The sequence below is a fragment of the Hoeflea sp. AS60 genome, assembly GCF_038900115.1.
GTDB lineage: Bacteria > Pseudomonadota > Alphaproteobacteria > Rhizobiales > Rhizobiaceae > Hoeflea.
Genome location: NZ_JBBMQP010000001.1, coordinates 387,501 through 399,598 on the forward strand (window position 1 = coordinate 387,501; position 12,098 = coordinate 399,598).

At 58.3% G+C, this 12,098-nt stretch carries 9 protein-coding genes (1 of these 9 only partly in view); 1 reads left to right on the forward strand and 8 read right to left on the reverse strand.

The features are described 5' to 3' along the window. Window positions 1-1,416: the 3' portion of a M23 family metallopeptidase gene (locus WNZ14_RS01750; RefSeq protein WP_342866888.1), read on the forward strand. The gene continues 534 nt to the left of window position 1, outside the view; 1,416 of the gene's 1,950 nt are visible here — the last part of the coding sequence; the start codon falls outside the window, past its left edge; its stop codon occupies window positions 1,414-1,416. Between the two features lie 94 nt (window positions 1,417-1,510). Here the strand turns inward: WNZ14_RS01750 and WNZ14_RS01755 are convergent, their stop codons facing one another. From WNZ14_RS01755 to WNZ14_RS01790, 8 genes are all read right to left on the reverse strand, one after another. Then, the gene (locus tag WNZ14_RS01755; protein WP_342866889.1) at window positions 1,511-1,888 is read right to left on the reverse strand and encodes an MmcQ/YjbR family DNA-binding protein; all 378 of its coding nucleotides are present in this window, start codon (window positions 1,886-1,888) and stop codon (window positions 1,511-1,513) included. 34 nt (window positions 1,889-1,922) lie between these two features. Then, window positions 1,923-2,159 (reverse strand): DUF2798 domain-containing protein, encoded by a 237-nt coding sequence (locus WNZ14_RS01760; RefSeq protein WP_342866890.1) that lies wholly within the window; start codon window positions 2,157-2,159, stop codon window positions 1,923-1,925. A 292-nt stretch (window positions 2,160-2,451) separates the two neighbouring features. Further along, window positions 2,452-5,079, reverse strand: coding sequence for an ATP-dependent chaperone ClpB (clpB, locus tag WNZ14_RS01765; RefSeq protein WP_342866891.1), 2,628 nt, complete (start codon window positions 5,077-5,079; stop codon window positions 2,452-2,454). Window positions 5,080-5,270: 191 nt separating this feature from the next. After that, window positions 5,271-6,041 carry a DUF4167 domain-containing protein gene (locus WNZ14_RS01770; protein ID WP_342866892.1) on the reverse strand — a complete coding sequence of 257 codons (771 nt, stop codon included), beginning with the start codon at window positions 6,039-6,041 and terminating at the stop codon, window positions 5,271-5,273. Between the two features lie 323 nt (window positions 6,042-6,364). Then, window positions 6,365-7,246 (reverse strand): peptide chain release factor N(5)-glutamine methyltransferase, encoded by an 882-nt coding sequence (gene prmC, locus WNZ14_RS01775; protein ID WP_342866893.1) that lies wholly within the window; start codon window positions 7,244-7,246, stop codon window positions 6,365-6,367. Then, window positions 7,236-8,318 carry a peptide chain release factor 1 gene (prfA, locus tag WNZ14_RS01780; protein ID WP_342866894.1) on the reverse strand — a complete coding sequence of 361 codons (1,083 nt, stop codon included), beginning with the start codon at window positions 8,316-8,318 and terminating at the stop codon, window positions 7,236-7,238. The genes prmC and prfA overlap by 11 nt, the downstream gene beginning before the upstream one ends. A 9-nt stretch (window positions 8,319-8,327) precedes the next feature. Then, the gene (ptsP, locus tag WNZ14_RS01785) at window positions 8,328-10,589 is read right to left on the reverse strand and encodes a phosphoenolpyruvate--protein phosphotransferase (protein WP_342866895.1); all 2,262 of its coding nucleotides are present in this window, start codon (window positions 10,587-10,589) and stop codon (window positions 8,328-8,330) included. Window positions 10,590-10,683: 94 nt separating this feature from the next. Continuing rightward, window positions 10,684-11,958, reverse strand: a complete 1,275-nt coding sequence (locus tag WNZ14_RS01790) for an aspartate kinase (RefSeq protein WP_342866896.1) — start codon at window positions 11,956-11,958, stop codon at window positions 10,684-10,686. Between the last annotated feature and the right edge of the window lie 140 nt (window positions 11,959-12,098).

Sequence of the window (12,098 nt, forward strand, 5' to 3'; positions counted from 1 at the left end):
CGGTCGGTCGATTTTCCGCTGGAGGCGCCTGGACATCCCTTCGCGGCATCAATGTCTCTTGATGAAGCCGAGGAAACCGTCCGTACCAATGGGTCCGTGCTGACCGACGGGTCGGTCCAGTATGCATCTCTCAATTACGTCGATCCGCGCCGTTTTGGCTCGAACCGTATGGAGCTGGATTTCAGTGCAAGCCTGAACGCGCGCGTTATTGCCGAGAACGTTTCGATCTCATCCTACTCGCCCGAGACCCAGCAACGCCTCGATTACATCGATGACATCATTCCAGTGCGCAAGGCAGCGGCACTGTCCGACATTCTGGATGGCTCCGGCTATGCGGCCGAACAGTACCAGGCTGCACTCGATGCCCTGACGCAGCAGATCAAGACCGACAAGATCCCCGAGCAAGCGGTGATTCGTGTCGGCGTCGAACAGTCTGGCGAAAGCGCGCGGATCATCCGCATGAGCGTTTACCAGAATTCCAGCCACATGATCACCGTCGCCCTCTCTGATCACGACGGATTCGTCATTGGCAACGAGCCACCGCCAACTCCGACAATCAGATCGGCATTCGACGATACTGCAACGCCAGTTGTGACCGCGCGCGACCTGCCCAACATCTATGACGGGATATACCGTTCCGCCCTGCTCTACGGCATGTCGGCAGACATGGTTGGGCAGATCATCAAGATGCTGGCGAGCAATGTCGATTTCCAGTCCCAGCTGCGCCCGTCCGACACGCTTGAAGCTTTCTTCTCCGTGGCCGACGATAGCGGCACCGCAACAGATGAATCCGAATTGCTCTTCGTCAATGCCAAGTTTGGCGGCAACTCGATCCGGCTCTACCGCTTCCAGCATCCAGAAGACAATTCGATAGACTATTATGACGAGGAAGGTCGCAGCGCCCGGCAGTTCCTCCTGCGCAATCCGGTACCCAACGGCAAGTTCCGCTCCGGCTTCGGCATGCGCCGGCACCCGATCCTGAAATATTCGCGGATGCACACCGGCGTCGACTGGTCTGCTCCACGCGGCACGCCGATCATTGCAGCAGGCAATGGAGTCGTCGAAAAGGCTGGCTGGGATTCTGGCGGATACGGGCGGCAAACCATCATCCGCCACGCCAACGGCTACAAATCGAGCTATTCGCACCAGAACAGCATCGCCAAAGGCGTTGTGCCGGGTGCTCGGGTTCGTCAGGGCCAGGTGATCGGAACGGTCGGGTCGACCGGCCTTTCGACCGGGCCTCATCTTCATTACGAACTGATCGTCAACGGCAACAAGGTAGATGCGATGCGGATCCGTCTTCCTGACGGCAAATCGCTCAAGGGTGACGCCTACGCCATGTTTGCCCGCGAGCGCGACCGCATCAACGCGCTGCTGGATATCGAGACGTCAAACAAGGAACTCGCGAGCCGCTGAGGCCACCCAGCAAGGCGAGGGTATTTTCATAGCGACCAGATCAGCGCTTTGAAGACAGGCCTTCACCGACGTTTCCTTAAGGGAGTTTTCGGATTCACTCCTGCGTCGTCTGGCCTTGCAGTGCCAATCGCTTTTTCCTGCTCAGGCCGGCCAGCACCAAGGCATGGGACTGGCGGACATAATCACACAAGGCCTGATCATCCAGCGTCCGGTCATCAAGACGCTGCAACCATTTGAACCCGCGAGACGCCAAATACGGCGCGGGCCGCACTCCAGGCTCGGTCTTCAACATCTCGAAACTCATCTCCGAGGCCTTGAAAGTAACCCGCGCGGAGTCAGCTGAATCCGTGCGGGTAATCGCGAAGACTTTGCCACCCACCTTGTAGACATCTGAGCCACCCCATTGGACGATATGCGTCGCGCCACACAGCGACATGCAGAATGTGTGCAACGCGGTCAGGTCGTTACCCAAGTGGCCCAAACTCCTCTTTCAAGCCGTCCCTCTCTCAGGAGGCGGAAGTACGTGAAAGTATAATGCTTGCCGTCCTGAAGCTGAGGGGGCCAACAACCATCGACAGGACGAATACAATTGGCCAGGCAATGATGAATGTCGAACTCCAGATATGAAGCCATTCCATTGTGAAGCCCAGATGAAAATAGCTGAATATACCGCTCATGAGTAAGGCCATGAGGCAGGAGATAAAGACCTGGGCGACGATGACGAGTTTCTTGCTGTTGTGCACGTTTGGCTCCATTCGGCGTAAATGAGGAGCGCTGCATCTGCATAGATATACCACAGCGCCCCCTGTTGAGAGGTCGCCGTGGGTTCAAAAAAATCGACTAAATCCCGCTACTGCGAGGGCCGGGATAACCAACCGGCCTGACATTTTTCGGCGGACGAGTGAATAACTTCGACCCGGCAGCACGTCAATTGGCCGCAGAGTTCTTGCTTAACAAGTGAGATGGACCGTGCGGACCTGAACTTCAGAACTAAAAAGGCGGATCCCGGGACCCGCCTTTTTCAGTTCACGCAGCTTAGGCAGCTTCGCCCTGTTGCTCTTCTATGTCGTTGGCCTTCTCTTTCGAGACAGAGAACACCAGCCGGTCGGAGCCTGCGCTCACAGCGACATGGGTACCCTCGCCGACCTCACCGAGCAATATCTTCTCGGCGAGCGGATCCTGCACATATTTCTGTACCACCCGCTTGAGCGGACGAGCGCCATAGGCCGGGTCATAGCCTTTGTCGGCAAGCCAGACGCGGGCTTTATCGTCAAGCGTGACCTCGATCTTGCGGTCGACCAGCAGCTTGCCCAGACGCTTGAGCTGGATATCGACGATCGCGCCCATTTCCGACCGGCGTAACCGGTGGAACAGGATGATCTCGTCAATCCGGTTCAAGAACTCCGGCCGGAACGACGACCGCACCACATTCATCACGTCGGCGCGAGCGGCATCGGCATCCTGATCGTCGGTGAGCGCGGCAAGATACTCCGATCCCAGATTGGACGTCATGACGATCAGCGTGTTGCGGAAATCAACAGTACGCCCCTGCCCATCTGTCAGACGACCATCGTCAAGCACCTGCAAGAGCACGTTGAAAACATCGGGGTGTGCCTTCTCGATTTCATCGAACAGGATCACCTGATAGGGCCTGCGCCGCACGGCTTCCGTCAGCGCGCCGCCTTCGTCGTAGCCGACGTAGCCGGGAGGCGCTCCGATCAGGCGCGAAACCGAATGCTTTTCCATATACTCGGACATGTCCATCCGGATCAGCGCGGTTTCATCATCGAACAGGAACTCAGCCAAGGCCTTGGTGAGTTCCGTCTTACCGACGCCGGTTGGTCCCAGGAAGATGAACGAGCCCATCGGCCGGTTCGGATCCTGCAAACCGGCGCGGGCACGCCGCACAGCCTTGGAAACAGCCTGAACCGCTTCACCCTGGCCGACGACACGCTTGCCGATCTCGTCTTCCATCCTAAGCAACTTGTCGCGCTCGCCTTCCAGCATCCGGTCGATCGGAATACCAGTCCAGCGAGAGACGATATGGGCAATATGATCAGGCGTCACGGTTTCCTCGACCATGGCAGTCAAATCGCTTTCACCGTGGGCTTCCGCTTCCTCGATCTGGCGTTCAAGCGCGGGAATTTCGCCATAAGCCAGTTCACCGGCCCGCTGGTACTCGCCACTACGCTGGGCAATGGCCAGATCATTGCGCGCGGCCTCAAGCTTAAGCTTGAGATCAGCGGCCAGACCCAGCTTCTGTTTTTCAGACTGCCACCGGGCTGTCATTGCGCTGGACTTTTCCTCGATGTCGGAAAGCTCATTGTCGAGCCGCTCAAGCCGATCCTTCGATGCCTGATCGGTCTCTTTCTTCAGAGCCTCGCGCTCGATCTTGAGCTGCATGATGCGCCGGTCGAGCTCATCCAGTTCTTCGGGCTTTGAATCGACCTGCATCCTGAGACGTGCGGCCGATTCATCAACCAGATCGATAGCCTTGTCGGGCAGGAACCGGTCGGTGATGTAGCGGTTGGAAAGAACAGCAGCAGACACAAGCGCCGAATCGCTGATTCGAACTTTGTGGTGCTGCTCGTATTTTTCCTTGAGCCCACGCAGGATGGATACCGTGTCCTCGACTGAAGGTTCTTCCACCATGACCGGCTGGAACCGACGGGCCAGAGCGGCATCCTTCTCCACATGCTTGCGGTACTCTTCGAGCGTAGTGGCACCGACGCAGTGCAGTTCACCACGCGCCAAGGCAGGTTTCAGCAGGTTGGAGGCATCCATGGCGCCATCAGCCTTGCCCGCACCGACCAGCGTGTGCATCTCGTCGATGAACAGAATGATCCCGCCATTGTTGGCTTGGATTTCGGATAGGACCGCCTTGAGCCGCTCTTCGAACTCACCGCGATATTTCGCTCCGGCAATCAGCGCGCCCATGTCGAGCGACATCAGCTGCTTGTCCTTGAGCGATTCGGGCACATCTCCATTCACGATCCTGAGCGCCAGGCCCTCCGCAATAGCGGTCTTGCCAACGCCCGGTTCACCGATCAGCACAGGATTGTTCTTGGTCCGGCGCGACAGCACCTGAATCGTGCGGCGGATCTCGTCATCACGGCCTATCACCGGATCCAGCTTGCCTTCGCGTGCAGCCTCGGTCAGATCGCGGGCATATTTTTTCAGGGCGTCGAAGCCTTGCTCGGCACCCGCGCTGTCAGCGGTACGGCCCTTGCGGATGTCATTGATGGTCTGGTTCAGAGACTGCGCAGTGACACCTGCATTCTTCAGGATCTTGGAGGTTTCAGCCGAAGCTTCGATCACCAGTGCCAGCAGGAGCCGCTCGACGGTGACAAAGCTGTCACCAGCCTTCTTGGCGGCGTCTTCGGCAGCCTGAAAGACCTTCGCGACAGGCTGGGAAAGGTAAAGCTGGCCATTGCCGCCTGTGACTTTCGGCAACTTCGCAATCGCTGCCTCATTGGCGAGCCTCACATCCGCTGGACGGCCACCGGCGCGTTCGATCAGCGATGACGCCATGCCTTGGTCGTCATCCATCAACACCTTGAGCAAATGCTCCGGCATGAACTGCTGATGACCTTCGGCGAGAGCGTATGATTGCGCGGATTGGATGAAACCGCGAACCCGTTCCGAGTACTTTTCAATATTCATGGTCTTCTCCTTTACATGCCCCACCCTTTTCGGCGCAGGACATTGGGTCCGGATGAGCTCCCGTTTGCGGCAAGCCCAATTATAAAATGAATATGGGTATTCACAGTTGCGTGATAAAGGCCTCGTTGGACAATAAAAAACCCCGGTTGCGAACAACCGGGGTTTGCCATTCAATTTCTCAAAGCCTGCGCCTATTCAGCCGCGGCGGGCTCAACAGGAGCCGGCTTGTCGGCAGCCGAACCTTCTGAATCCGCGCCCTCTTCCGTGCGAACCCGCTTCGGACGGCCCCGACGGCGAGGGGCTGGACGTGCGGCCCCATCTGTATCCGGCACCACCTGCTCTATAGCCACTTCCGCCGGCACGCCTTCGATTACTGGCTGCGGTGCGTCAGCATCATAAACTGGCTTCGACGGCTGTTCGGGACGTGGCTTGCGTTCCGGTCGCTCGGATCGGTCGCTACGCTCCTGCCGCTCGGAACGCTCGCCGCGATCCTGACGCTCTGAACGATCCGGGCGCGAATGCCGCTCGGGCCGATCCTGCTGATCGTTCCGGTCGTTGCGCTGGTCCTGCATGTTTCCGTCATTATCGTCATCGGAATCGCGATCATCATCCTGATCCTGCGAATCACGGGACTGTTGTGACGCATTGTCATCGCGCTGGAAGCGTTCCTGCATCTGGGCCTGAGCTGTCAGAATGATCCGATTGTAATGCTCGGCATGCTGCAAATAGTTCTCGGCCATAACGCGGTCGCCGGAACTTTGCGCGTCACGCGCAAGGTTCATGTACTTCTCCGCCACATGCTGGGCGGTTCCGCGGATCTTCACATCGGGACCGGAGCTGTCGTAGGAGCGCGAAAGCGGGTTCTGGCCTTTGCGATTGCCCCCACCATTATTATTATTGTTGTTGTTGTTGCTGCTTCCGCTGCGTCCGCGACCGCGCTTGTTTTGCTGTCCTGGCCTCATTCGATAGTCACCTGGTTTGGTTGTTTTCCTGAAAAAAATCTGTTGGGCGCTTTGGCCAGGGTATCTGGCTCGCAGGTTGCGCCGCGACAAAGGATCGTACTCCGATCCCGTCACCGTTATGGGTTCAAATTCAGATACCCGCGCCAGAGGCTTTCCTGTGAACCAACAGCCAAAAAAGGCGGGTTCCTAGAGCCGAGCCATATCGGATCGAATCTGTTTCAAGACTTGCTATCCGGCACTGCCCCGGAAACTAGCCATGTTTGCCTGTAATTCCAAGCCTTTTCTTGCACACCGCACTAAAAGTCCCAAACCCCGGACATCAGCTAAAGGCGCATTCTGAATAAAAGAACCCTTTCAACGCCTCCAAGATCTGCAAAAGCACCAGCCGGTTCAAACCCGGCATCAACAAACAACGCGGTCACCATGTCGCCTTGTCCGATCCCGATCTCAAGCCCCACATGCCCAGCCGGCTCTAGCCGTGCAGCGGCACCTGCCGCGATCACACGGTAGGCATCGCCCCCGTCAGAACCGCCATCCAGTGCGAGCATGGGATCATGATCAATTACTTCGCGCGACAGTGTCGCCAGATCAGCGGTTGGAATATAGGGAGGGTTTGAAACGATCAGGTCAAACGTCTCCTCAAGGCCGGAAAACCAATCTCCAACCAAGGCTTGATACCGATCTGAAAGTCCGTTGGTCCTGGCGTTTGCGAGAGATGTATTGACCGCCTCGGCGGAAATATCGATGCCGAGACATCGCGCCTCCTCGCATTCGGCAACCAGCGCCAGCCCAATCGCGCCCGTCCCTATTCCAAGATCGAGAATGGAACACACACCTTTGGCTGCAATCGTTGTTCGTACCAGCGCAACAGCGGCATCGACCAGGGTCTCGGTATCGGGTCGGGGCTCAAGCGTCGCAGGCGAAATCCCGAGTTCCAGCCCGTAGAAATCCCGCGCACCGAGGATGCGGTGAACCGGCTTGCCTTCTAGCCGCGTGCTGGCAGCATCACTCAACCGGTCGCGCAGGTCATTGCTGAGCGCCCGGTCGCCGTCAGTCACCAGTTGATGCGATTCCAGGCCTGACAGTTTGGTGACCAGGAGCCGTGCATCAAGGTCAGCAGTTTCAAGTCCGGCGGCGCGAAAGGCAGCTCGTAAAGCCAGCCAGGCCTCCCCGATTGTACCCGCGCCTGACAGCTCAGGCGTCATTGGCGCCCAGTGTGGCCAGCTGCCCCGCCTGATGGTCGGATATCAGCGCATCGACGATCTCGTCAATTTCGCCAATCATCATCCGGTCAAGCTTGTAGAGCGTCAGGTTGATCCGGTGGTCGGTGACCCTGCCTTGCGGGAAATTGTAGGTCCTGATCCGTTCCGAACGATCGCCGGAACCAACCTGGCTCTTCCTATCGGCCGAACGTTCGTTGTCGGCTTTCTGTCGCTCCATATCGAACAACCTTGAGCGCAGAACCTGCATTGCCTTGGCGCGGTTTTGGTGTTGCGACTTTTCTGAAGACGTCACAACGACCCCGGTCGGCAAATGGGTAATGCGAACGGCAGAGTCCGTTGTATTGACGTGCTGACCGCCGGCGCCCGAGGCCCGCATGGTGTCGATCCGGATATCCTCGGACTTGATCTCGATGTCGATGTCCTCCGCCTCCGGCAGAACCGCAACGGTCGCGGCCGACGTGTGAATTCGGCCGCCTGATTCGGTCTCCGGAACACGCTGCACACGATGCACGCCTGATTCGAATTTAAGACGCGCAAACACGCCCTTGCCCGAAACGGTGGCAATGATCTCCTTGTAGCCGCCGGCTTCTCCCTCGCTCGACGACAGAACCTCCACCTTCCATCCCCGTGAGGAGGCATAGCGTTCGTACATGCGAAACAGATCACCAGCGAACAACGCCGCCTCGGAACCGCCGGTACCGGCGCGGATTTCGACAATGGCGCTGCGCTCGTCAGCGGCATCCTTCGGCAACAGCATGATCTCGATCTGCTGTTCAAGCTTTTCAATTCTGCTCTTGAGCGCCTTCAACTCGTCTTCGGCCATCTCCCGCATCTCGCGGTCCGTCGAGCTGTCGGCCATCATCGCCGTCAGATCGGCCCGTTCGGCCTCAACTTTCGCAAGCTCCCTGATTTCGCCGACAAGCGGCTGCAGCTCGGAATACTCGGAAGCCAGCTTCACATAGGTTTCCGCATCCGGCCCCGCAGACATGCGCGCCTCTACCTCGCCGAAACGGCGTTCAAGTTCACGGATTTTCTGGGTCGGCAATCGCGCCATTACTTGATCCTAGAGGCTCACGCCATTGGCGTCGGCAAAGTCCATCAGGAACTCGCGAACGGTTTTTTCGCTTCGCGTATCGGCGATGATTGGCAACAGGGCTTCTTCAAGCTTGGCCAGATCAAGCGACAACAGCATCGATTTGACCGGACCAATTGCTGCCGGCGACATCGAAATGTTGCGGAAGCCAAGCCCCAGAAGCGCCATTGCAGAAAGCGACTTGCCCGCGATTTCACCGCAAAGGGTCAGCGACGTATTGGTCCTGTTCGCCGCTTGGACAATCTGTCGCAACACACGCAGGAACGGCCTTCCCAAAGTGTCAAACCGTTCCGAAACGCGGGAATTGCCCCGGTCCACCGCCATGACGAACTGGAAAAGATCGTTGGAGCCGACGGAAACAAAATCCACCTCCTCCATCAACTCATCAAGCTGCCACAAGAGGCTCGGCACCTCCAGCATCGCGCCGAACTGCAGGCTGCGCGGCAACTGATACCCGAAACGGGAAAGATGTCGGACCTCTTTGTTCAGGAGCTCGCGCGCCAGGCGAAGCTCGTTGACCTCGGTGATCATCGGCAGCATCAGCTTGAGCTCGACGCCTGCCGCTGCTTTCAAGAGTGCCCTCATTTGGGTGCGCAGCAAACCCGGCCTGTCCAGCGAAAGCCGGATGGCACGCCATCCCAGCGCCGGGTTTTCCTCCTCGGCGGAGCGGAAATACGGCACCACCTTGTCACCGCCAATATCCAGCGTCCGAAACGTGACCGGACTTGTGCCCGCCTGCCTCAGAACACTGCGATAGAGATTTTCCTGCTCGTCGACCTTTGGCATGGTCGAGGCAATCATGAATTGCAGCTCTGTCCGGAACAGACCGATACCGCTGGCGCCGGACTCACTCAGTTGCGGCAGGTCCACCAACAAACCCGCGTTCATCTGCAACGTGATGTACTGGCCGTCCCGCGTGCGCGGCTCAACTGTGCGCAACGCCCGGTACTGCTCCTGACGTTTCGCCCGGAACCTGACCTTGTCGGCATAGGCACTCTGAACTTCACTGATTGGCCGCAGGTGGACGATGCCATCCTCACCATCAACGATGATCGAATCACGGTTTTCCGCCAGCGACGCGATGCCCGGCACCTGCCCGACCACCGGAATACCCATGGCGCGAGCAACAATCACCACATGGCTGGTAACTGCGCCATCCTCGAGCACAAGACCGCGGATCGCCTCGCGCGGATAATCAAGCAGTTCCGCCGCACCCATGGCGCGCGCAACAATGATCGCATCCTGCGGCAAGCCCTTGCTGCCCGGCACAAATCCGGTCAGTTGCCTGAGGAGACGGTTTGCCAGATCATCAAAATCGTGCAGCCGCTCGCGCAGATAGGAATCCGTCATGTGGATCATGCGGGCGCGGGTATCGCTCTGCACTTTCTCCACGGCCGCCTCGCAGGTCAGCCCGTTGCGAATCGCTTCCTCAAGCTTCCGCACCCAGCCACGGTCATGGGCAAACATCCGGTAGGCTTCCAGAACAGCCCGGTGCTCACCCTCCATCGACACGTCACGTCGCGACAGCATGTCGTCGATCGAAATTCGCAGCGACCCAAGCGACTCTTCCAGCCGCTTGAGCTCGGAGTCGATATCATCATTGAGAAGCTCGGTCACAACAATGCGCGGCTCGTGCAGTATGACATGGCCAAGGCCGATGCCGTCTCCGTAAGCGTCACCCTCGATTGTTACAGGGCGGTTCAGATCAAGCTCCAGCCCCGGTCGGGTAATTTGCTTGAGCTCGCCCGTGGCGATCATCTCGGCAAGCACCATCGATGTGGTCTCGAGTGCCTCGACTTCGTCCTCACGGTATTTCCGGTGCGCCTTGTTCTGAACCACCAGAACGCCCAGCGAGCGGCCGGCCCTGAGAATCGGCACGCCGAGGAAGGAATTGTAGATTTCTTCCCCTGTTTCCGGCAGGTAGGTGAAGGCGGGATGGGACTGAGCGTCAGAGAGATTGAGCGATCGCGCGCTTGCCGCAATAGTGCCGACCAGACCTTGACCCAATTTCAGTTGAGCCAGATGCACCGCGTCCTTGTTCAGGCCTTCGGTGGCGAACAACTCCAGAGCTCCATCGGCGCGCAGCACGTAAAACGAGCACACCTCGGCAACCATATTGGCCGCGATCTGGCGGACGATCTGGTCAAGGCGCTCCTGCGGCTCAAGGGGCTCCGCCATCAATTCGCGCAGCCGCCTGAGAAGGACGCGCGGACCTGCGGAAAGGTCTCTCATCGCGCTTCATTCTCCCAATTCGTGTGGCCCGCCCGAGACGGTCCCGACCGGCTTGCAGAGTTCGGCTTATGCCGTCTTATCTTGATCCCGTTGGCTAAGTCTTATCCAGACCGTAGGCGGAATGCAAAGTCCTTACCGCGAGCTCTGCATAAGCACCGTCGATCAGAATCGAAATCTTGATCTCGGAAGTTGTTATTGCTTTGATATTGATCGACTTTTCAGCAAGAGCCTTGAACGCACTTGCGGCAACACCCGCATGGCTGCGCATACCGATACCGATAACGGATACCTTCGCCAGGCCTGATTCGCTCTGAACCACGTCATAACCGATCAGTTCCTTCTGACCCGCAAGCACCGACAGGGCCTTCTCGGCATCGGTCGACGGCACCGTAAAGGTCATGTCTGTCCGCGATCCGTCTTCAGAGATATTCTGAACGATCATGTCGACATTGATGTGCGAATCCGCAAGTGGACCAAAAATTGCCGCCGAAACGCCCGGGCGGTCAGAAAGCCGTCTCAGGGAAATCTGCGCTTCATCCTTGGCGTAGGCAATGCCGGTAACGACTTCCTGTTCCACGATTTCTTCCTCGTCGCAAATAAGAGTTCCGGGCGGATTGAGCAGATCCCCCATTCCTGGCGCATCCGGATCGTCAAAGCTTGAGCGCACAAAGGTTCTTACCTTGTGAACCATGGCCAGCTCGACCGACCGGACCTGCAGCACTTTGGCGCCAAGAGATGCCATCTCAAGCATTTCCTCGAACGCAATCTTTTTCATCCGCCGCGCTTTTGGCTCGATCCGCGGATCGGTTGTGTAGACACCGTCTACGTCGGTATAGATATCGCAGCGATCCGCCTTGACCGCCGCCGCGATGGCCACTGCGCTGGTGTCAGACCCACCGCGCCCGAGCGTCGCCAGCCGGTTGTCGGGGCCTACTCCCTGAAAACCTGCAACAACAGCCACCTGCCCCATTTCGAACCTGCGGATCAATTCTGATCCGTCAATATCCACGATCCGCGCCGCGGCATGGGCATTGTCGGTCTTTACAGGAATCTGCCAGCCCTGCCAGGAACGGGCATCCACGCCCATCGACTGAAGCGCAATGGCGAGCAATCCGCTGGTCACTTGCTCGCCCGAGGCAACGATCGCATCGTATTCGCGAGCGTCGTAGAACGACGCACTGGCACCGGCGACCTTTGGCATCTGCTGGACCCAGGTCACAAGCTCGTTGGTCTTGCCAGCCATAGCTGACACCACCACGGCGACCTGATGTCCCGCATCGGCTTCACGCTTGACGTGCCGGGCGACGTTGCGAATCCGGTCAAGGTCGGCAACCGACGTGCCGCCAAATTTCATCACTATGCGGGCCATATTCAATTATCCGCTGACTAACCCGCTGCCGGGCAAGAAAAACCGCCCCGGGATTCCGGCGCGGAAGGTGGCGGTCTCTTAGCCAAAAAACCGGCGGGCTGCAACAGGATCGCTGGTGCGACAGCGCCAACTCTTGACAA